At 74.5% G+C, this 19,985-nt stretch carries 26 protein-coding genes, 1 pseudogene and 1 riboswitch; of the genes and pseudogenes, 14 read left to right on the forward strand and 13 right to left on the reverse strand.

Annotated features, from left to right (window positions below; translation table 11 throughout):
* Positions 1-2: 2 nt before the first annotated feature.
* The 5 genes and pseudogenes from ITJ40_RS03185 to ITJ40_RS03205 all read left to right on the forward strand — a co-directional run.
* Positions 3-284: pseudogene (locus tag ITJ40_RS03185) on the forward strand (VOC family protein); the annotation flags it as partial.
* Between the two features lie 41 nt (positions 285-325).
* A riboswitch (TPP riboswitch) is annotated at positions 326-427 on the forward strand.
* 56 nt (positions 428-483) lie between these two features.
* Entirely contained in the window at positions 484-1,113 is a 630-nt protein-coding gene (locus ITJ40_RS03190) for a YkoF family thiamine/hydroxymethylpyrimidine-binding protein (protein WP_370531983.1), read from the forward strand.
* Positions 1,110-1,727: an ECF transporter S component gene (locus ITJ40_RS03195; RefSeq protein WP_194665704.1), complete on the forward strand. Its 618-nt coding sequence runs from the start codon at positions 1,110-1,112 to the stop codon at positions 1,725-1,727. Before ITJ40_RS03190 ends, ITJ40_RS03195 begins: the two co-directional genes overlap by 4 nt.
* Positions 1,724-3,211: an ABC transporter ATP-binding protein gene (locus tag ITJ40_RS17375; protein WP_194665705.1), complete on the forward strand. Its 1,488-nt coding sequence runs from the start codon at positions 1,724-1,726 to the stop codon at positions 3,209-3,211. Before ITJ40_RS03195 ends, ITJ40_RS17375 begins: the two co-directional genes overlap by 4 nt.
* Before the next feature lie 26 nt (positions 3,212-3,237).
* The gene (locus ITJ40_RS03205) at positions 3,238-3,942 is read left to right on the forward strand and encodes an energy-coupling factor transporter transmembrane component T (RefSeq protein WP_194665706.1); all 705 of its coding nucleotides are present in this window, start codon (positions 3,238-3,240) and stop codon (positions 3,940-3,942) included.
* A gap of 19 nt (positions 3,943-3,961) precedes the next feature.
* On the opposite strand, the gene ITJ40_RS03210 is transcribed toward ITJ40_RS03205, so the two are convergent.
* The 7 genes from ITJ40_RS03210 to ITJ40_RS03240 form a co-directional block, all read right to left on the reverse strand.
* Positions 3,962-4,522 carry an AAA family ATPase gene (locus ITJ40_RS03210; protein WP_370531984.1) on the reverse strand — a complete coding sequence of 187 codons (561 nt, stop codon included), beginning with the start codon at positions 4,520-4,522 and terminating at the stop codon, positions 3,962-3,964.
* On the reverse strand, positions 4,519-4,905 hold the full coding sequence (locus ITJ40_RS03215) for a nuclear transport factor 2 family protein (protein ID WP_194665707.1): 387 nt from the start codon (positions 4,903-4,905) through the stop codon (positions 4,519-4,521). Before ITJ40_RS03215 ends, ITJ40_RS03210 begins: the two co-directional genes overlap by 4 nt.
* Before the next feature lie 43 nt (positions 4,906-4,948).
* Complete coding sequence (locus tag ITJ40_RS03220) at positions 4,949-5,887, reverse strand: alpha/beta fold hydrolase (RefSeq protein ID WP_194665708.1); 939 nt, start codon at positions 5,885-5,887, stop codon at positions 4,949-4,951.
* Positions 5,888-5,928: 41 nt separating this feature from the next.
* Positions 5,929-6,156, reverse strand: coding sequence for a helix-turn-helix transcriptional regulator (locus ITJ40_RS03225; protein WP_194665709.1), 228 nt, complete (start codon positions 6,154-6,156; stop codon positions 5,929-5,931).
* Positions 6,143-6,838, reverse strand: a complete 696-nt coding sequence (locus ITJ40_RS03230) for a hypothetical protein (RefSeq protein ID WP_194665710.1) — start codon at positions 6,836-6,838, stop codon at positions 6,143-6,145. Before ITJ40_RS03230 ends, ITJ40_RS03225 begins: the two co-directional genes overlap by 14 nt.
* A gap of 67 nt (positions 6,839-6,905) precedes the next feature.
* Complete coding sequence (locus ITJ40_RS03235; protein ID WP_194665711.1) at positions 6,906-8,387, reverse strand: HAMP domain-containing sensor histidine kinase; 1,482 nt, start codon at positions 8,385-8,387, stop codon at positions 6,906-6,908.
* Positions 8,384-9,052, reverse strand: a complete 669-nt coding sequence (locus tag ITJ40_RS03240; RefSeq protein WP_194665712.1) for a response regulator transcription factor — start codon at positions 9,050-9,052, stop codon at positions 8,384-8,386. The genes ITJ40_RS03235 and ITJ40_RS03240 overlap by 4 nt, the downstream gene beginning before the upstream one ends.
* Before the next feature lie 147 nt (positions 9,053-9,199).
* On the opposite strand from ITJ40_RS03240, the gene ITJ40_RS17335 reads away from it, so the two are divergent.
* Both ITJ40_RS17335 and ITJ40_RS03250 read left to right on the forward strand, forming a co-directional pair.
* A complete protein-coding gene (locus ITJ40_RS17335; RefSeq protein WP_194667003.1) occupies positions 9,200-9,721 on the forward strand; it encodes a hypothetical protein in 522 nt (173 codons plus the stop codon).
* A gap of 67 nt (positions 9,722-9,788) precedes the next feature.
* On the forward strand, positions 9,789-10,430 hold the full coding sequence (locus ITJ40_RS03250) for a GNAT family N-acetyltransferase (RefSeq protein WP_194665713.1): 642 nt from the start codon (positions 9,789-9,791) through the stop codon (positions 10,428-10,430).
* Positions 10,431-10,460: 30 nt separating this feature from the next.
* On the opposite strand, the gene ITJ40_RS03255 is transcribed toward ITJ40_RS03250, so the two are convergent.
* Together ITJ40_RS03255 and ITJ40_RS03260 are read right to left on the reverse strand one after the other, a co-directional pair.
* Positions 10,461-10,826 carry a hypothetical protein gene (locus ITJ40_RS03255; RefSeq protein WP_194665714.1) on the reverse strand — a complete coding sequence of 122 codons (366 nt, stop codon included), beginning with the start codon at positions 10,824-10,826 and terminating at the stop codon, positions 10,461-10,463.
* 370 nt (positions 10,827-11,196) lie between these two features.
* Complete coding sequence (locus ITJ40_RS03260) at positions 11,197-11,667, reverse strand: hypothetical protein (RefSeq protein WP_228511766.1); 471 nt, start codon at positions 11,665-11,667, stop codon at positions 11,197-11,199.
* A 320-nt stretch (positions 11,668-11,987) separates the two neighbouring features.
* Here ITJ40_RS03260 and ITJ40_RS03265 point away from each other — a divergent pair, with 320 nt between their 5' ends.
* The 7 genes from ITJ40_RS03265 (at position 11,988) to ITJ40_RS03295 (ending at position 17,933) form a co-directional block, all read left to right on the forward strand.
* Entirely contained in the window at positions 11,988-12,260 is a 273-nt protein-coding gene (locus ITJ40_RS03265; RefSeq protein WP_194665715.1) for a hypothetical protein, read from the forward strand.
* The gene (locus ITJ40_RS03270) at positions 12,257-12,655 is read left to right on the forward strand and encodes a VOC family protein (RefSeq protein ID WP_194665716.1); all 399 of its coding nucleotides are present in this window, start codon (positions 12,257-12,259) and stop codon (positions 12,653-12,655) included. The genes ITJ40_RS03265 and ITJ40_RS03270 overlap by 4 nt, the downstream gene beginning before the upstream one ends.
* Before the next feature lie 102 nt (positions 12,656-12,757).
* Entirely contained in the window at positions 12,758-14,821 is a 2,064-nt protein-coding gene (locus tag ITJ40_RS03275; RefSeq protein WP_194665717.1) for a serine hydrolase, read from the forward strand.
* A gap of 53 nt (positions 14,822-14,874) precedes the next feature.
* Entirely contained in the window at positions 14,875-16,227 is a 1,353-nt protein-coding gene (locus ITJ40_RS17380) for a histidine kinase (protein ID WP_194665718.1), read from the forward strand.
* Positions 16,224-16,889 carry a response regulator transcription factor gene (locus ITJ40_RS03285; protein WP_194665719.1) on the forward strand — a complete coding sequence of 222 codons (666 nt, stop codon included), beginning with the start codon at positions 16,224-16,226 and terminating at the stop codon, positions 16,887-16,889. Before ITJ40_RS17380 ends, ITJ40_RS03285 begins: the two co-directional genes overlap by 4 nt.
* Before the next feature lie 158 nt (positions 16,890-17,047).
* A complete protein-coding gene (locus ITJ40_RS03290; protein ID WP_194633794.1) occupies positions 17,048-17,467 on the forward strand; it encodes an organic hydroperoxide resistance protein in 420 nt (139 codons plus the stop codon).
* An 82-nt stretch (positions 17,468-17,549) separates the two neighbouring features.
* Positions 17,550-17,933, forward strand: a complete 384-nt coding sequence (locus ITJ40_RS03295; protein WP_194665720.1) for a chorismate mutase — start codon at positions 17,550-17,552, stop codon at positions 17,931-17,933.
* Between the two features lie 93 nt (positions 17,934-18,026).
* On the opposite strand, the gene ITJ40_RS03300 is transcribed toward ITJ40_RS03295, so the two are convergent.
* From ITJ40_RS03300 to ITJ40_RS03315, 4 genes are all read right to left on the reverse strand, one after another.
* Entirely contained in the window at positions 18,027-18,494 is a 468-nt protein-coding gene (locus ITJ40_RS03300) for a hypothetical protein (RefSeq protein ID WP_194665721.1), read from the reverse strand.
* Positions 18,495-18,554: 60 nt separating this feature from the next.
* The gene (locus ITJ40_RS03305; RefSeq protein ID WP_194665722.1) at positions 18,555-19,070 is read right to left on the reverse strand and encodes a hypothetical protein; all 516 of its coding nucleotides are present in this window, start codon (positions 19,068-19,070) and stop codon (positions 18,555-18,557) included.
* A gap of 258 nt (positions 19,071-19,328) precedes the next feature.
* Positions 19,329-19,469 carry a hypothetical protein gene (locus tag ITJ40_RS03310; protein ID WP_194665723.1) on the reverse strand — a complete coding sequence of 47 codons (141 nt, stop codon included), beginning with the start codon at positions 19,467-19,469 and terminating at the stop codon, positions 19,329-19,331.
* Positions 19,470-19,527: 58 nt separating this feature from the next.
* Positions 19,528-19,974 (reverse strand): hypothetical protein, encoded by a 447-nt coding sequence (locus tag ITJ40_RS03315; RefSeq protein ID WP_194665724.1) that lies wholly within the window; start codon positions 19,972-19,974, stop codon positions 19,528-19,530.
* Positions 19,975-19,985: the final 11 nt, after the last annotated feature.

Here is a 19,985-nt window from a genome sequence, read left to right on the forward strand (position 1 = left end):
GCGTCCGCTCGCCCGCCGGACCCCCGCACGCCGCGGTCTTCACCACGACGCCCATCGCGTTCGCGCTCCGCGGCGTGGTCCCCGGCACCGACATCGCCGGTACGCCGCAGCCGGCGAGGGGCACGGCCCTGCGGCTGCACGCGACGGACGTGCAGGGGGTCCACGACGCGTTCGTCGCGGACGGGCACCGCATCGTCTCCGAGCCGATCGACGGCCCGTTCGGCCGCACGTCCACGTCCCAGGACCCCGACGGCGACCGCGTCACGCTCCGCGACCGGGCGTGATGGGCGGCGACGTGGGCCCGCGCCATGCCGCTAGGGTCGTCTCGAACACGGGAGTCCGGTAGGCCGGGCTGAGAGGAAGACCACCAGTCTTCGACCGTCGTACCTGATCTGGATCATGCCAGCGCAGGGAGGCATCTCTTGAGGGCCGCGCATCCGCGCGCGCCCCGCCCGTGCGTCCGCGACCACGGAAGGCACGCGCGTGACCAGCACCGCATCCCCCACCACCCGCCTCGAGGAGGCGCCCACCCCCGAGGAGTTCGGCGTCGGCGCCCGGCTCAGCCTCGCCGTCATGCGCGACGACTTCGTCGACGTGATCCTCGGGGCCCTCGCCGCGACCCCCGCCGACGGCCTGGTCGTCGACACCGACGACGTGAGCACGTTCGTCGGCGGATCCGAGCAGGACATCGTCCGCTGGCTGGTCGGCGTGCTCGCCCACGCCGCCGGATCCGGCGCGCACGTGCAGGCGACCGTCACCCTCTCCCGGGGCTGCCCCGGCGAGGTCGCGTGCGGCACGGGCGTCGTGCGCGTCGGCGAGGTGCCGACGGCGCCCGCCACGGGGATCGACGCGTCCGCGCAGTGGGCGCTCTACCCGCTCTCGGACGCGCCCGCCGCGGACCACATGCGCGACATCCACGCGGCCATCGACCACGCCCGCACGGCCGGCACGTTCGCGGGTTCGCAGCACTTCGTGACGGCTCTCCGCGGCGACCTCGCCGACGTGATCACCACGGCCGCGGCCGGCTGGGTGCTCGTCGGCCGCTCGGTGGCGCACGTCACCAGCCACCTCACGGTGTCGCTGAACAGCCCGAGCCGGGCGGCCCGCGCATGAGCGCGCCCGTCGAGGCGCGGGATCCGCGTCCGGTCGCCCCGCGCCGTGCGCGCTGGGACCTCCGCGACATCGTGCTGCTCGTCACGCTCGGCGTGGTGTTCGGCTTCCTCTACTGGGCGCTCGTGCAGGGCTGGACGGCGCTGTCCGTCGCGGCCGGCCCGCTCGGCGACCTCACGCAGCACGTGCTGCTCGGCGGGTGGCTGCTCGTCGCGCCCATCGCGATCGCGATCATCCGGCGGCCGTTCGCGGGCGTCGCGGCGGAGGTGATCGCGTCGGTCATCGAGGTGGTGTTCCTCGGGTCGGCGGTGGGGCCGATCCTCTTCGTGTCGGCGGCGATCCAGGGCGCGGGGAGCGAGATCCCGTTCGCGGCCGGGCGCTATCGCCGCTACGGCTGGCTGCGCTACGCGGTGTCGGGCGGTCTCGGCGCGCTCCTCGTGTTCTTCTTCTCGGCGTTCCGCTCCGACTGGTACGGCACCGACCTGTTCTGGGTGCGTCTCGCGATCCAGGTGGCCTCGGGCGTCGTGCTCGGCGGCCTGCTGGCGAAGGTGATCGTCGACGCGCTCGTCCGCACGGGCGCGGTCGACGACTTCGCCATCGGCCGGGCGCAGGGGTGACGGACGCGCGGGGAGCCGTCGTCGCGCTCGACGGGGTGGGGGTCGCGTTCCGCTCGCGGGAGGTCCTCCGGGACGTGACCTGCCGGATCGGCGCGGGGGAGCGGATCCTCGTGATCGGCCCGTCCGGATCCGGCAAGTCGACCCTGCTGCACGTCGTCACCGGGGTGGTCCCGCACTCCGTGCACGCGACCCTGACGGGGAGCGCGACCGTGGCGGGGCTCGTGGACGCGCCCGTGCTCGACCGGGTGCGGCACGTCGGGTTCGTGGCGCAGGATCCGTCGGCCGCCGTCGTGCTGCCGACGGTCGAGCAGGACGTGGCGCTCGTGCTCGAGAACCACGGCGTGGATCCGGCGGAGATCGACGCGCGGATCGACGAGGCGCTCGAGGCCGTCGGCGCCGGGCACCTGCGACACCGGGAGACGGACCGGCTGAGCGGCGGCGAGGCGCAGCGCGTCGCCATCGCGGCCGCGCTCGCCGCCCGGCCCGCGCTCCTCGTGCTCGACGAGCCGACGGCGATGCTCGACGCGGCGGGCGTCCGGGCCGTGCGCGACGCGATCGCCCGGCTCCCGCGCGAGGTCGCCGTGCTGATGGTGGAGCACCGGCTCGACGCGCTCGGGCCGGAGGGGCTGCCGGGGCGGACCCTCGCGCTGGATCCCGACGGCCGGCTCCTCGCCGACGGCCCCACCGACGAGGTGCTGCGGGAGCACGCGGCGGCGCTCGCCGAATCCGGCTGCTGGCTGCCGGGGTGGACAGCGGACGCGCCCGCGCCGGTCCCGCGCGCGTCCGCGGCCCCCGCGGCGGAGCCGGTGCTGCGTGCCGTCGGGCTCGCCGTGCACCCGGCGGCCGTGCGGCCGCGGCGCGTCCGCCGCGCGCCGGATCCGCTCCCGCCCGTGCTCGCGCGCGTCGACCTCGAGCTCCGGCCGGGAGAGCTGGTGGCGCTGATCGGGGCCAACGGCTCCGGCAAGTCGACCCTGCTGCGGACCCTCGCCGGGCTCGTGCCACCCGTCGCCGGGAGCGTGTCCGGGGCGCGTCCCGGCATGGTGTTCCAGGATCCCGCGCACCAGTTCGTCGCCGCCACCGTGCGGGACGAGGTGGCCGTGGGGCTCGACGCCGACGATCCGCGCGTCGCGCACGCGCTCCGCCGCCACCGCCTCGAGCACGTGCGGGACGCGTCGCCGCACCGGCTGTCGGGCGGCGAGAAGCGGCGGCTCAGCCTCGCGGCGATGCTCGTGCACGACCGTCCCGTCCTGCTCGCCGACGAGCCCACCTTCGGGCTCGACCGCCGGGACGCCGAGGCGGCGATGGCCGCGCTCGCCGAGGCGTCCCGCACCCGCGCCGTGCTGTTCTCGTCCCACGACCTGGCGCTGGTGGCCCGCCATGCGACGCGGGCCGTCGTGCTCGGGCGCGGCACGGTGATCCACGACGGCGGGGTCGATGAGCTCCTCGCGTCGCCGGCGCTCCTCGTCGCGGGCGGGATCGCGTGAGCGCGGCGGCGGGTGCGACGTCCTCCGTGGGTCGCCCGCGCGATCCCGGCGGTAGGGCGGATCCGCGCGGCAGCTGGCTCGCCCGGCGGAACCCGTCCGCCGTGCTGGTGGGGCTGCTCGTGGTGTCGGCCGCCCTCATCGCGGTGCGGGATCCGGTGGTCGCCGCCGGCGTGCTCGTCCTCGCGGTGGCGCTGGCCCTCCTCGGCGCGCGGCTGCGCGTGGGCGCGGTGCTCCGGGCGCAGCTGGCGTTCGGCGGGTTCGCGCTCGGGATCCTGCTGGTGAACGCGATGAGCCGGCCCGGCGCGGTGCTGCTGCAGGCGGGCGCGTTCCGGATCACGGAGGAGGGGGTCGCGATGGGCGCCGCGCTCGCGCTCCGGACGCTCGCGCTCGGCACGCTCTCCGTCGCATTCCTGGCCGCGGTGGATCCGGTCGACCTCATGATCAGCCTGCATCTCGACCTGCGGCTGCCCGCGCGCGTGACCTTCGCGGTGCTCGCCGGTCAGCGCATGCTGCAGCGGCTGCCCGCGGAGTGGGCGACGATCCGCGCGGCGCAGTCCGTGCGCGCGCCCCTCGACCGGCGGGGCCGGCCGAGGCGGGGTCCGTTCGCGTCGGCGGCGTTCGCGCTGCTGGTGTCGTGCATCCGCCGCTCGGCTCGCGTGGCGCAGTCGCTGGAGGCCCGGGGCCTCGGGCTCGAGCCGCGGACGGTGTGGCGACGGAGGTCGCGGGGCTGACGCGCGGCCCGCCGGCGGATCAGGCGACGGGCGCCCCCGCGAGGACGGCCTCCGCGATGCGGTCCGCCGCCTCGGCCGGGGTGATCCGCGACGTGTCGACCACCTCCGCCTCCGCGTGCAGCCAGGAGCGGGCGGCCTCCGCGTAGGGCTCGACGCGCGAGAAGCGGAAGGCGGAGGGGCCCACGTCCGGATCGTGCTGGATGCGGTCGCGGAGCGTCGCGGTGTCGGCGTGCAGCACGAAGTGGCGGATGGGGATGCCGTGCGCGGCGAGGCCGCCGCTGATCTCCCGCCAGTACGCCTCGACGAGCACCGTCATGGGCATCACGAGCGGGCCGCCCGCGTACTCGAGCACGCGGCGCGCGGTCTCGACGACGAGCGGCCGCCACGGCGTCCAGTGCTGGAAGTCGTCCAGCTGCGGGAGCGGCGGCCGGATGTCCATGAGCACCTCGCCGACCTTCTCGGCGTCGAGGATGCGGCTCCCGGGGATCCGCTCCTGCACGAGCCGCGAGGTCGTCGTCTTGCCCACCCCGTGGGTGCCGTTGATCCACACGATCATGGTCGAGGCCGCGGTCGCGGTCACGCCGTGGGCCGAGCGGCCCGCTGGCGGTCGAACGCGGCGCGGATCGGCGCCGTGTCGTACACGATGTGGAGCTGCGCGATGCGGCCCTCGTCGTCGAGCTCGGCGACGTCCACGACCGTGAAGGGCGCGGGATCCCCGTTCGCCAGCACCCACGCGAAGTCGAACCAGAAGGCTACCGTCGGGGTGCCCTCGTCGTCGCCGTGCATCACGCGCCGCAGGGTGAGCCGCGATGCCGCGGTGTCGGCGAACAGGGCGGGGTAGAAGTCCGTGGCGGGGAGGGTGCCGTAGAGCGGGGAGCGCACGAGGCCATCCGGCGCGAAGAGGGCGATCGCCGCTGCGGCGTCGGCCGTCTCGAGGGCGTGGAGGTAGTGGGGGACCAGCATGGGCGCGAAGGTACCAGAGGGCGGTCCGTGGACCGACGGGCGATCAGCCGCCGGGTGTCGCGCTCCGCCAGAAGCCCGCGAGCAGATCCGCGCTCGCCTCCGGCTGGTCGACCTGCGCCGAGTGGCCCGCGTCCGCCACCACCTCGTAGCGGGCGCCCGCGCGCTCGGCCATGTCGCGCTGCCAGTCCTGCGGCCACGCGTCGTCGGCGTCGCCATGGGAGACGAGCACGGGGATCCCCGTCGCGCGCAGCTCGTCGACGCGGTCGGTCTGCGCCTGCATGATCTCCAGCGCGCCGAGCAGCTGCGCCGACGCCGTACCGAACAAGCGCGTGCGGAACCACTCCACCTCCGGATCGCCGCCGTCGAGCTGCTCGGGCAGGAACCACAGCGGCCAGAGCCCGGCGCTGCCCGACGCGCGGACGAGGGCGATCTGCTCGGAGCGGTCGGCGCGGCTGCGGGGGCCCGAGTTCCAGTGCGTGTAGCTGGCGAAGCGGCCGGGATCGCGGATCACGGCCTGGAGGCCGACGACGCCGCCGAAGCTGTGGCCGAGCAGGTGCACGGGGCCGAGGGGCGCGGCGGGCGCGGCATCGGTCGCGACGTGACGGCCGCCGGATCCGCCGACGCCCGCCAGCGCGTCGAGGACGTGGTGCACGTCCTGGCCGAGGGTCTCGAGCTCGTAGCCCGACGCGTCGACGGGCGGCTCGGCCTGGCCGGGCCCGGTGGATCCCCACTGCCCGCGCTGCGAGAACGCCACGACCGTGACGCCGCGATCGGCGAGCGGGCCCATCACCGGGAGGAAGTCCTCCTTCGACCCCGTGAACCCCGGCACGAGCAGCGCGACGGGCGCGGTCGCCGGATCCCCGGTGCGGGCGGGCACGCGCACGGCCGACAGCCGCGCCGCCGGGACCTCGATGACGAGGTCCTCCGCGTCCGGGGGCCGGTGCTCGGACAGGGTGCGCGGGGCGCGGGCGTCGGTGCTCATGTCGTCAGCGTAGGCCGGGGGTGGCCGCGCGACAGACGGCGTCAGTGCGCGGGCCGGATCGAGAACAGCTCCTGCGGGGTCGCGCCCGTCGCGTCGCAGATGAGCGTGAGCGTCGTGAAGCGGATGGCCTTCGCGCGGTCGTTCTTGAGGATCGAGAGGTTGGCCATCGTGATCCCCGTGCGCGCCGACAGCTCGGTGAGGGTCATGCCGCGGGCCTGGAGCACCGCGTCGAGGTGGCAGGCGATGCGGTGCGCGTCAGACGACGCCATCGGCGTCCTCGGCGAGGCGGGCGCCCGCACGGAACGCGGCCGTGAGCGCGAGGGCGACGAGACCCGCGAGGAGCAGGTCGACGGGCCATTCGACGGGCGCGCTCATCACGTCGGTGTAGTCGCCGCCGAGGAACGTCTGCGGCCCCCCGAGACCCCCGAGCCCGAACGTGCCGAAGGCGCTCAGCGCGACGGTCGGGGCGCCGAGGCCGAGACCCGCGGCGAGGTAGGCGGTCGCGATCCCGCCCGCCACGACCTGCAGGACGCCGCCGCCGAGCAGGGTCAGCGCGAGCCGCCGCCAGTTCGCGACGACGAACGCGTGGAACGGCTGGCCCTGTGCGATGCCCCGGAGAGCCCGAAGGAGCCAGGCGACGGCGAGGACGACCGTGATGGCGTGGATCAGCGACGGGACGGCACCCAAGATGCGCAGGAGGAGGTCCGCGTCGCCGAGCGTGCCCGCGGCCCCCGGGCGAAGGTCGGCCCGCGCGAGCTGGGGGAGGTCGCTCAGCGGGAGGCGCGGGTCGATGCCGAAGGCGACGTGGAGGCCGGTCACGGTGCTGATGGCCCGGCTCGCGTCCGCGATCGCCGTGTACGTCATCACGAGCAGCAGCACGAAGCGGGTGATCCGCAGCACGGGCGGCCGCTCGCGCACCGGCCGGCTCTCGATGATCCCCGTGCTCGCCATGGCGTCCCCTTGTCGATATTCGATGTGATCGACATTCGATAACACTCGGAGGGTCGGGCGCAAGCCCTCAGCCCGCATCCACCACCGGCAGCGTCAGCCGGAAGCGCGCGCCGGCGCCCGGGACAGCGGGCAGGCACACGAGGTCGCCGCCCTGGGCGCGGGCGAGAGCGCGGGCGATGGAGAGGCCGAGGCCCGCGCCGCCGTGCTGGCGGTCGCGGCCGTCGTCGAGGCGCACGAGGCGGTCGAAGATCCGCTCGCGGTCGGCGTCGGGGACGCCGGGGCCGTCGTCGGCGACCGTGATGCGCACGGTCGCCGCGTCCGCCGCCTCCGCCTCGACGCGCACCTCGGACGCGGCGTAGCGGGCGGCGTTCTGCAGGAGGTTGTCGAGGATCTGCGCGAGCCGGTCGGGATCCGCCCGCACGGCCGGGGGAGCGCCGCGCACCTCGGCGACGACGCGCGTCCCCGGCGTGCGCGCCGCCTGCTGGGCGACGGCCTGCTCGACCACCTGCGGCACCCGCACGGGTCGGCCCTCGACCGAGAGCCCTTCGTCGAGGCGCGCCATCATGAGCATGTCGTCGACCAGGCGGCCCGCCCGGATCGCCTCGCGGACCACGTGCACCGACAGGCGCTCGCGCTCCTCGGCGCTCGGGTCGGTGCGCACGAGCGCGTCGGCGGACGCGCGGATCCCGGCGACCGGCGTCCGCAGCTCGTGCGCCGCGTCCGCCACGAACGCGCGCATGCGGGCCTCCGCCGCGAGGGCCTGGTGCTCCGCGTGCTCGATGTCGTCGAGCATCTCGTCGAACGCGGTCGCGGTGCGGCCGAGCTCGGTGCCCGGCCGGGTGGGGCGGAGACGGCGGCCCCGGTCGCCCCGGCCGATGGAGCGGGCGACGCCGGTCATGTCCTCGAGCGGCTGCAGGGTCCGGCGCACGACGACGACGAGCGCGACCGCCGCGAGCGCGAGGAACACGAGGGAGGCGACCGCGAGGATCCCGCGGAGGGAGGCGAGCGTGCCGTCCACGGATCCGGTGCCCGCCGACAGCTCGAGGACGGTGCCGTCGCTGAGGTCGGAGCGGAGGGTGAGGGAGTCGGCGGAGGAGCTCACGGAGCTGGAGGCGACGGTGACGGCGTCAGCGCGCGGCGTCGCGGGGGTGCTGACCGACCCGGACCCGGGCGCCTCGCCGAGGGGATCCGGCCCGGGCAGCGTGGCGCCGAGCGGATCCCGGCCCGGCCGCACCGAGACCGCGCCGCCGTCCGGGCTCGTGATCTGCACGGCGACGCCCTGCGCGCTCAGCCGCTCGGCGAGCGCGTCGTCGTCGAGCACGCCCACGAGCGCGGCGGCGGCGGATGCGCGGTCGGCGAGCCGGTCCTGGATCTGCTGACGGAGCTGCGCCCCCAGGATCGCCTGCACCGTGAGCGAGAGCGCCACGAGCAGCACGGCGAGGAGCGCGAGCACCGCCAGGACGGTGCGGGTGCGGAGGGATCCGGTGCGCAGCGGCGCGCCCGGCGCGAGGGCGACGGCGCGCGCGCGACCGCGGGCGAGCGCGCTCACGCCTCCACCCGGTAGCCGAGCCCGCGGACGGTGTGCAGGAGCCGCGGCCCCCGCGCCTCCATCTTCTTGCGCAGCGCGCTGATGTGGACCTCCACGAGGTTCGGGTCGGCCTGGTCGTACCCCCACACCTGCGTGAGCAGCTGCGTCTTCGAGAGCGTGCGGCCGCGGTGCGCGGCGAGGTAGGCGAGGAGCTGGAACTCGATCGAGGTGAGCTCGAGCTGCTCGCCGCCGCGCCGGGCGAGGCCCGCGTCGGGATCCACGAGCAGGTCGCCGATCTCCACCACGGACGCCAGCCGCCCGCGACGCCGCAGCACCGCGCCGACGCGGGCCACGAGCTCGGCGAGCGCGAACGGCTTGACGATGTAGTCGTCGACGCCCTGGCCGAAGCCGCGCAGCCGGTCCTCGACGGCGTCCCGGGCGGTGAGCATGATGACGCTCGCGTCGCTCCAGCGGCGGATCCGCTCGGCCAGCTGGATCCCGCTCGGACCGGGGAGCATCCAGTCGAGCACCACGAGGTCGGGCAGGAAGCCCCTGACCTCCTCCTCGAGCTCCACGCCGGATGCGAGGCCGCGCACGACGAAGCGCTCGGCGGTGAGCGTGGAGACGACGGCGGCGCGGATGGCGGCGTCGTCCTCCACCACGAGGACGCGGGCGGGAGGGAGCATGCCCCGACTGTAGGAGGCGCGGATGGGGGCTCCCGGCCGCATGTCCGCTCGGGGCGCGGAACTTAAGGAGGACTTCAGATCCGCCGCCGAGCCTGGGATCACCGACCGCGGCGCACCCTGCGCCGCGGCGGACACGGAAGGACCACCATGGACGACACCATCACCGTCTTCGAGAAGCGGCCCGGGAACCGGGAGCCTGGCGGGCCGACCCCGTCCCCGCGGAAGCGTCGCGCGGGCATCGCCGTCGGCATCGCGGGCGCCTCCCTCGGCCTCGTCGCGCTCTTCTCCTCGGCGGCCTTCGCCGACGGGAACGGCGGCGACACCAGCGGCCAGGCCGGATCCGGGAGCGGCACCTCCGCGACCTGCCCCGCCCCGCCCGCGCTGCCCGACGGATCCACGCCGCCCGCGCCCGCGACGCTGCCCGACGGATCCACGCCCCCGGCGCCCCCGACGAACGCGGACGGCACGCCCGCCACGCCGCCCACGCCGCCGGCCCCGCCCGCCGACGGCTGCGCCCCGCCCGCCCCGCCCGTCGGCGCGGGCGGCACGGCACCGACCCCGCCCGCCGGTCCCGCGGCCCCCGCCACGACGCCCGGCTCCTCCGAGGGCTCGACGTCCGGCGGCACGCCCGCCACGACGCCCGCGCCCGCGGCGACGTCCGGCAGCTAGGACGCATCGCCCGGCCGGGGCCCGCGACCACCGCGGGTCCCGGCCGCGCGTCTGCCACCATGGCCGGGTGACCGCCACCATCCCCGCGCCCACGCCCCTCGTCGGCACCCACGTGCGTCTCGACCCGCTCACACCGGACCACATCCCCGCCCTGCGCGACGCGATCGCGTACCCGGCCGTCTTCGCGGGCGGCTTCGGCGGCGGGTCAGCCGGCCTCCGCACCGACCCGGCGGAGTTCGACGCGTGGGCCCGCGGCTACTTCCGCTGGGACGACCTGCCGTGCGCCGTGATCCTCGTCGGCGGCCCGCACGACGGCGTCGTCGTCGGCACCACGAGCCTCACCGAGCTCGACGTGCGCCGCGAGCGCGCGCACCTCGGCTGGACCGCCTACGACCCGCGCGTGTGGGGCACCGTCGTGAACGCCGAGGCCAAGCGCCTCCTGCTCGGCCGCGCGTTCGACGCGGGATTCGGGCGCGTCAAGCTCCAGGCGGACGCGCGCAACGCGCATTCGCGCGCCGCCATCCTCAAGCTCGGCGCGACCTTCGAGGGCGTCTGCCGACGGGATCAGCGGCGCGCCGACGGCACCTGGCGCGACGCGGCGATCCACTCGATCCTCGCCGACGAGTGGCCGGCCGTCCGCGCGGGGCTCGACGCGCGCATCGCCGCCCGGGAGGGACGACCGGTCCTGTTCCGCACGCCCGCGACCTGAGCGGACGCGCGCCCGACGCGACGGGACGGATCAGCTCGGGTCCGGATCCGCGTCGCCGGTCTCGGCGGGGTAGTGGAACTGCATGCCGATGGTGTCGATGGCGCCGGTCCACACCATGTCGCCGCCGACGCGGTGCAGCGGGGGAGCGGTGGAGTCGATGACGTCCGCCAGGCCGAGCTCCGCGATCCAGTCCTCGATGATCTCGCGACGGGCCGGGCGCGAGTAGGCGTCGGCGCTCCCGATGAAGTGCACGAAGTCCGCGTCGCCGACCTCCCACGCCAGCGGGCGGAGTCCGCGCTGCTGCCCCTCGGCGTTCCAGGCGATCGCGACCATGAGCTCGATGTCTTCACGGCGCATCGAGCGGCGGCCGAGCGGGAGGGGGCCGTCCGGGCTCATGGGCGGCTCCTGGATCGTCGTGCGGCTGCGGGATGGGCACGTGCGCGAGCTGATCCGATGCCCCACCGATCAAGCGGAGCGGGGTAGGGGGAGGAGAGGGTCACCGAGCCCGAGCCCGACGAACGCGCGACCGCGCGTCGGGCCCTGCTCCCAGGTGCCCGTTTCGGGCGAGCTCCTGGTGTGATCGACGTCGCAGCGCCGAACCGTCGCGTTCCGGCGGTGCCACATGACGTCCCCAGCGACGGGTAATCAATCGGGACTGGTGCGACCGTAACCGCTCGGGTGAGGGAACACCAGGGGCGGGGGCAGACGGGGGCGCGTGCATCCGCGCGCATCCACCGCGTGCGTTCCCGGGCGCGGCGACGCGGCTCTACGCCGCGCCGGTCTCCTGCGGGAGCGGGTCCGTCACGGGCGGGACGGCGACCCCTGCGCCCGGGTCCTCGCGGGGACGGATGCGCGTGACGCGCAGCGAGTGGACGTGCAGCCGGGCGTCGTCCTGGCCCTCGGCCACGCGGATCACCCCGGGTCCGCGACGCATCTGGACGTCGATGGCCAGCGTCCGGCGGGTCGCGCCCTCGACGAGCGGCGGGTAGCGCACGGTGCGCGTCTGCGCGCGGTCGAGCGCGAAGCCGAGGGCGAGCGGGGTGGATGCGCTGTGCTCGTAGGTCACGACGACGGAGTGGCATCCGTCGTCCTCGGCCACCACGGCGAAGTCGAGGTAGCTGCGGCTGCCGGGATCGGCGTCCGCGCGCGGCGGTGGAGCGCTGGCGTGGACGCGCGAGGCGGCGGCGGCGGGGTAGCTGCGGACGTGGGGGATGGAGTGCCTCCGGGCGGTGCACATCGGTGTGACGGGACGCAGCGTCGGGACCGGCCGGGAAACCGTGCCCGGTCCTGCGGGGCGGCGCGCCGGGCCGGTACCGGCGGCGGCGCGTCACGAGGGGACCAGCTCGCGCACGTGACGTTCGGATGTCCGGCGGCGCGTCGTTCGGCCCCGGCGATGCGGGGCGACGGGCTCACCATACGGCGTCCGCGCATGCGACGCGCCGGTCGCGCCCCCGCGGTCCGGACGGGCCGCGGCGCCCGCCTCCCCCGTCCGGCGGACGCGGTCGCGGTGTCCTCCTCCGTACCGTGGAGGGACGACGCGACGACGGGAGAGGCACGATGCAGAGCAGGTGGGCGGCCACGATCCTCGGCGACCGGGAGGATCCGCGTGCCCGGCTGCACGCGGTCTTCGGCGGGCCGACCGCCATGAGCGGGCAGCCGCCGACCGCCGCGCTGGAGTGGGCGCAGCGGACGCTGCGGGAAGCCGACCCCGCGCACCAGGCCGACGTCGTCGCGGCGACCCGGATGCTGCGCCGGGCCGAGCGGCGGCTCACGCTGGGGTCCGCCGTCTTCCTCGCCGAGCACGCGATCGCGCGCCGCGGTCCCGCGTGACGGCCCGCGGATCCCTCCACCACGTGGAGCTGCAGGTGCGCGACCTCGACGCGGCGCTGGCCTCCTGGGGCTGGATCCTCGGCGAGCTCGGCTACGCGGAGGACGCCAGCTGGGCCGACGGCCGGAGCCTCCGCCTCGGCGACGCGTACCTCGTGATCGCCCGGGCTCCGCGCGACGCCCCGCACGACCGGCGCGGCGCGGGCCTCAGCCACCTCGCGTTCCACGCGGGATCCGCCTCCGAGGTCGACCGGCTCTGGGCCGAGGCGCCCGACCACGGCTGGGCGCGCCTCTACGCCGACCGGCACCCGTTCGCGGGCGGGCCCGACCACCGCGCCGCGTTCCTCGAGGACGGCGAGCGGTTCAAGGTCGAGCTCGTCGCCGACGCGGACGCCTGAGGCCTGCCGACTCGGCGGTCGTGCGCCTGCGACTCGAGTCGCAACCCTGGTGCCGACTCCCGCGCCCTGTGCGGGCGCGGCCCAGCCGGGAGCGTTGCAGGCATGGACACGACACCCCGCTCCACCTCCACCGCCCCGACCCGCGGCCGTCGCTCCCGGCGCCTCGCCGCGACCGTCGGCGCGCTCGCCCTGGCCCTCGCCATCCCGCTCGCCGCGGGCGCCGCCACGACCGCGACCCCCGCGGATCCGCCGCCCCCGGCCCCGCCGCAGCACCAGCAGGGCGGCCACGACCTCACGCGGGCCGACGTGGACACCTGGCTCGACGGCGTCCTCGGCTCCGCGCTGCCGACGACGGGGATCCCCGGTGCCGCCGTCGCGGTCGTCGCCGACGGCCAGGTGCTCACCTCCCGCGGCTACGGCCTCGCCGACACCGGCACCGAGGGCAGCTCCGTCCGCGCGGTGGATCCCGACGACACCCTCTTCCGCGTCGGCTCCGTCTCGAAGGTGGTCTCCGCCACGGCCGTCATGCAGCTCGTGGAGGAGGGCCGCCTCGACCTCGACGCCGACGTGCAGCGGTACCTCGACTTCGACCTCGACACCCCGAAGGGCGCCGTCACGCTGCGGCACCTCCTCACCCACACGTCCGGGTTCGAGGAGGTCATCACGGGCCTCATCGGCCTGCCCGGCAGCGAGCGCGCCCTCGGCGACGTGATGAAGACGGATCCGCCTGAGCAGGTCTTCGTCCCCGGCACCACCCCCGCATACTCGAACTACGGCGCGAGCCTCGCCGGCTACGTCGCCGAGCGCGTCGCCGGGACGCCGTTCGTCGACCTCGTGCAGCAGGAGGTGCTCGACCGTGCCGGGATGACCTCGTCGTCCTTCGCGCAGCCGCTCCCCGCCGACCTCGACGCGCGCCTCGCGAAGGGCTACCCCGACGACTCCCAGCCCTCGTACCCGACGGAGGTCGTCAACGCGGCGCCGGCCGGCGCGCTCTCCGCCACGGCCACCGACATGGCGCGCTTCATGCTCGGCCACCTCGGCGACCTGCCCGACGACGAGGCGCTGCTGGATCCCGCGACCCTCGACGAGATGCACCGCCCGGCCCTGGGCACCGACCAGCTCGGCGCCCTCGCCGCCGGCCAGCGCATGGACCTCGGCTTCTTCGACGACAGCACGCCCGGCGTCGCGGCGTTCGGCCACGACGGCGACACCAACGTCTTCCACACGGCCATGCGCATGTTCCCGGACAGCGACGCCGGCATCTTCGTCACCTTCAACGGCAACGGCCGCGACGCCGTCGACACCCTGGAGCTGCGCACGACCGTGCTGCAGGGCTTCGCCGACCGGTACCTGCGCGCGGACGAGGGCACCGCGGGATCCGCCGTCGCGCCGACGGGCGACCCCGAGGCCGCCGCCGCGCTCGTCGGCACCTGGCTCTCCTCGCGCTCCCCGTTCTCGAACCCGGGCGCGCTGCTGAACCTCAGCGGCCAGACCGAGATCGTGCCGCGCGCCGACGGCACCATCGCCGTCACCCCGAAGCCGCTCGGCGTCACGACGGGCGTCTACGAGAAGGCGGGCGACGACCTGTGGCGCGAGGTGGGCGGCGACGCCGTGCTCGCGACCCGCGCCTCCGCCGACGGAGGGCCGGTGGACGCGATCTCCTGGGGCGCGTCCTTCACGATGCTGCGGGCGGAGCCGTGGCAGGTCGCGTCCGTCGCGCTGCCGCTGCTGCTCGCGTCCGTCGCCGTGCTGCTGGTCTCGGTGGTGGCGTGGCCGGCCACCGCGATCGCCGGGATCGGCCGACGCCGTGCCGCGCGCGCCGACGCCGCCGTCCCCGCCGCGCCGCGTCCCCGCCGCAGCCGGGTCCACCTGCTGTCCCGCATCGGCCAGGCCGTGACCCTCGTGGCGCTCCTCGGCTGGACGGCCGCGGCGGTCCAGGCCCTGTCGTTCGTCGACGTGCCCGCCGGCGCGCTCCGCACCCTGCAGGGGCTGCAGCTCCTCGGCGCCCTGGCGGTGATCCCGGCCCCGCTCGCCGCGTGGCAGGCCGTGCGGACGCGGCGCGGGGCGTGGATCGTCGCCGGACGCATCCTCGTCCTCCTCGCGCTGGTCGCCGTCGCCGCCTTCGCGGTCGGCTTCCGCCTGCTCGCGCCGAGCGTGAGCTACTGATGCGCGGCGACGGGGGCGCAGGCACCGGCCGGCCGGCCTGCCATGCTCGGAGCGTGACCGACCCGACGCCCGCCGACGCCCTCGTCGCCGTCCGCCCGCGGGGCGTGCTCGGGGACCGGGTCCGCGCCGGCCTCGCCCGCGTCGGGATCCGCACCCCCGCCGGGCGCGACGCGGCGGCCGCCGCGGCCTGGGCGCTGCTCACGGTGCTGCTCCTCGGGGTCCTCGCCGCGCTCGTCTGGGCGGACGGCACCTCGCGCAGCATGTCGCCGACGCAGGGCGCGCTCATCGGGATCCTCGCCGTCGCGCAGTGCGTCCCCCTCGCGTCCCGTCGCCGGCACCCGCGGTCGACCCTCCTGGCGGTGTCGCTCCTCCAGGGCGCGCTCGTCGCGGTGCTGCCGCCCCACTTCGGGTTCTGGGCGGCCGCCCCCGTCGTCGCGGCCTACACGGTCGGGTCGCGGCTCGCGCCGGCGTCGACCGTCCGCGTGATGGCCGCGGCCATCGGGCTCGAGGCCGTCGGCGGGTACCTGGCCGCCACCGGCCAGGTGCGCGGGATGCTCGTGCCCACGGCCGTGGACGCGCGCCTCTCCCTCGACACGGTCATCGCGGCCGTGTCGATCCTCGTCAGCGGCCTGCTCATCGCCGCGGCCGGCGCCGCCGTCGGCTCCTGGGTGGCGCTCCGCCGCCGCCACGACCGCGACGTGCTCGCGCGCGCCGCCGAGACCCTCGAGCACCAGGCCGCGCGGAGCCGGGCCGCGGTCGCCGCCGAGCGCACGCGCATGGCCCGCGAGCTCCACGATGTGGCCGCCCACCACCTCACGGCGCTCGTCGTGCAGGCGGGCGCCGCCGAGCGCCTGGTGGACCTCGACCCGGAGCGCGCGAAGGACTCCCTCCGCGGGATCCGCCGCCAGGGCCGCGAGACCCTCGACGCGCTGCGCTCCATCGTCGGGATCCTCCGCCAGGGGTCCGACGGCGAGGGCGGCGGCGAGGCGGGCACCGCGCCCGTGCCCGGCCTCGCCGACGTGACGGGGCTCGTGGCGGCGGCCCGCGCGTCGGGCACCGAGGTCGAGGAGCGCGCGATCGGCACCGGGCCCGCTCTCGCCCCGCTCGCGGACGTCACCGCGTACCGCACCGTGCAGGAGTCGCTCGCCAACGCCCGGCGGCACGCTCCCGGATCCGCCGTCACCCTCACGACGGAGGCCGGCGCGACGCGCATCGCCCTCACCGTCGAGAACGCGCTGCCCGCCGCCGCCCCCGCGACCGCGCCCGGCTACGGCCTGGTCGGGATGCGCGAGCGGGCCGCGCTCGTCGGGGGCCGCCTGGAGGCGGGACCCACCGGATCCGGCACCTGGCGCGTGCGCCTCGAGCTGCCCGTGGAGCCCGTGCCGGCGGACCGGGCCGACGCGTGATCCGCGTGGTCCTGGTCGACGACCAGTCCATCGTCCGCGCCGGCTTCCGCGTCGTGCTGGAGACGGCGGGTGGGATCGAGGTGGTCGGCGAGGCCGCGGGCGGCCGCGAGTCCGTCGAGCTCGTGCGCCGCCTCGCGCCCGACGTCGTCGTGATGGACGTGCGCATGCCGGGCGGCGACGGCATCGAGGCGACCCGCGCGATCAGCGGGGCCGACGCCGACGCCGATGCCGACCGCCAGCGACCCGCCGTCCTCGTCGCCACCACCTTCGACCTCGACGAGTACGTCTTCGGCGCGCTCGAGGCGGGCGCCCGCGGCTTCGTGCTCAAGGATGCGGAGCCCGAGGAGTTCATCCAGGCCGTGCGGGCGCTCGCCGAGGGCCGGGCCGCCCTCGACGGCGTGACCACCCGCCGCGTGATGGCCGAGTTCACCCGCCGCCGCGCCGCGTCCGCCGTGCACCCCGGATCCGATGTGCTCACGCCGCGCGAGCAGGACATCGTGCGGCTCCTCGGCGACGGCCTCTCCAACGACGAGATCGGCGGCCGGCTCGTGATCGAGACGAGCACCGTGAAGTCGCACCTCACGCGGATCATGACCAAGCTCGGCACCCGCGACCGCCTGCAGACCGTCGTGTGGGGCTACCGTTCGGGCCTCCTGCCCTGACCCGCGGCCGGTCACGGGAGGATCGCCGCGACGCGCCCGGGCGACGCGTCGGCCGCCGGCGCGCGTCCCGCCGCGTTCGCCCGCGATCCACCGTCCGTGCCGCGAACGTCCACCGCGGACGGCGCGCGCTCCCAGGCCCGTCGTGGTCTGATGGATCCATGGAACCCATCTACACCGCTATCGCGCACGCCTCCGGCGGAGGACGCGACGGACATGTCCGCAGCGAGGACGACCGCATCGACTTCGACACCCGTCCCCCCAAGGAGATGGGCGGCTCGGGCGAGGGCACGAACCCGGAGCAGCTCTTCGCCGCCGGGTACAGCGCCTGCTTCCTGGGCGCCACCCACCTCGTCGGCAAGAACGCCGGCGTCGACACCAAGGACGCGGGCGTCTCCGCCAGCGTCTCCATCGGCGACAACGGCCAGGGCGGCTTCGGCCTCGCGGTCGAGCTCGACGTCTACCTCCCGAACGTGCCGGCCGAGCGCCGCCAGGAGATCGCGGACGCGGCCCATCAGGTCTGCCCGTACTCCAACGCCACGCGCGGCAACATCGACGTGAAGGTCACCATCGTCGACTGATCCACCCGCACGACACGAGGCGGGCGTCCCCATCGGGGACGCCCGCCTCCGTCGTCCAGGCGCGGATGGGTAGGGTCATCGCATGCCTGAGAACACCGGCCCCGCTGGGGTGCCCCTCGACGACGACGCCCGTGCCGCCCTCGAGGAGCTGGGGGAGATCCGCGGGAGCATCGACAACATCGACGCCGCCCTCGTCCACATGCTCGCGGAGCGCTTCAAGTTCACGCAGTCGGTCGGCCGGCTGAAGGCCGCGCACGGCCTGCCCGCGGCGGATCCCGAGCGCGAGCGCCGCCAGATCCTCCGCCTCCGTGCCCTGGCCGAGGAGTCGAAGCTCGACCCGGCCTTCGCGGAGAAGTTCCTGAACTTCATCGTCGCGGAGGTCATCCACCACCACACGCGCATCGCCGAGGACCAGGTCGCCGCCACCTCTGCGGTCGCGCCCGAGGACGGCGGGCCGGCGGCCTGAGGCGGCACCGGCGGCGCCGCGACCGTCGGATGTTCTATCCGGCGTGCGATCGTGATCGTCCACGCGTGTGCGCTCGCCTGCGGCTCCTCTCGATCACCTCTCGCTCGGCGCAGGGGCGTCATCGTCGCCGAATATCTTCCTCAAGCGCCCGTCGAGCCAGTCCTCGGCTCCTTCTTCCATGATCTTCGTGGGGTGGTTCGCGTAGATGAGTTCGTGTGACAGCTGCATGTCGAGCTGTCGCAGGATCGTGTCGTACGTCACGCGGTATTGCGTCGGCACGGGTGCGCCGAGCTCGCGAAGCCGCGTCTCGGCCGCCCTGAGGTCCTTGCGCAGGAAGCGCTGCACGGCCACGGTCCGGTCCGAGCTGGCGTCCACGCCGCGTAGCTCGCTGGCGTAGATGACGGAGCCATCCTGCTCGAAGAAGACGTTCGCGTACGTCCTATCTCGCTCGGAGGCGGCGTAGACGAATATCTCGGTCAGGTCCGGAGCGCCGTCGGAGTACTCGAGGGCGAGTGAGACCCAGCTCTCGATGAGCTCCGCCAAGACCTGTTCTTGATCCATCCGTCGCATTGTCTCTCTTGATGGGAAGCGATGATCATCCACTCGCCATTGCAGCGGAAATCATCGATTGAACTTGCCCAGATGCTCCCAGTCGCCGAACTGGGGCACTCGTTCCCAATGGCGATCCATCTTCACCTCTCGGTACTCGGAGACGTGAGTAAGTGGATCTGCGTCATCCATGACGACGTGCTTGGCGTAGCCTTCGGGCTTGAAGACGAATTCCTCCACGGCGTTGGCCTCGTTGATCGGATGGAAGGACCGATCGGCGGGATAGCGGTGCTCCGTCACGTTGGACATGAAGAGCCGGCCCTGCAGGTTCTTGAACCCGTATCGAAAGCGCTGGCGGCCGAGTTCGTCGAGAAATGAGACATTGACGAAGTCGGCATGAGGGATGACTTCGAGCAGGAATTCAGGCACCGCACGATCTCGGGCGTCATCCTTGAGTGCCGCGACGGTGAACCAATGGTCAGGCTCGGGGACCAGGCCGTCGAAACGGCTACGCGCGTCGGCCTCCGACAATGGTTTGATGGGCTCGTTGAATTCGCCGTCCCACTCTTCGCAGTAGATGTAATTCATCGGGGGCCACTGCCTCTCGCTACCTGGCCGCATTTTACTCGAATCCGTCGACGTCTCTATTGATAACACCCTTGCTTTTGGCGTGCGCGATTACGTACGCAGGTAACGCTGGCGTGCTTCCATCTCGGAAAGCGGTTCGAGAGGCGCTCGAGACGCCGTGTCCTACTCTCGGCAGTACTCGTATCTCAAGGTGCGACTCCCCTGCGTGCCTCATCCTCCGATATCGGCTTGATGGGCTCAACGTATTCGGTGCCCGACTCATCGCAGTAGACGTGATTCACCAGGAGGCCTCGCGGCGTGGGCATGTTCGATCTCGGCATTCACGTAGATGCTGACTTCCGCCAGATCCCGCGCCTTCACGTCGCTCGAGTACCCGATCATCGCGATGTCGAGTGCCACTGTGTCTGCTCGCGCTCTTGCTCGCGGTGCATTCGTGCATCTTCCGCTCGGGGAGGGGTCATCGTCTACCGAAGATCTTCCTCAGGCGTCCGTCGAGCCAATCCTCGGCGCCTTCCTCCATGATCTTCGTGGGATGCTTCGCGTACATGGGTTCGTATGATAGCTGCATGTCGAGCTGTCGTATGACGGTGTCGTACGTCACGCGATACTGCGTCGGAATCCGTGCGCCCAGTTCGTGCATTTGGACCTCGGCCGCCTTGAGGTCCTTCAGTAGAAATCGCTGCACTGCCACGGCTCGTTCCCGACTGGCATCCACGCCTTCGAGCTCGTTCGCATACACGACGGACCCCCTCTGCTCGAAGAACATGTTCGCGTATGCGCTGTCTCGCTCAGACGCACCGTATATGTATATCTTCGTCAGATTGGGGGCGCCGTCCGCGTACTCGAGACCCAGTGACACCCATTTCTGGATGAGATCATTCAAGATCGTCTCGTGCTGCAACATCGTGTCCTCTT

Origin of the sequence: Clavibacter sp. VKM Ac-2872, assembly GCF_015351105.1 — a bacterium.
In the GTDB taxonomy this organism is placed as follows: domain Bacteria; phylum Actinomycetota; class Actinomycetes; order Actinomycetales; family Microbacteriaceae; genus Clavibacter.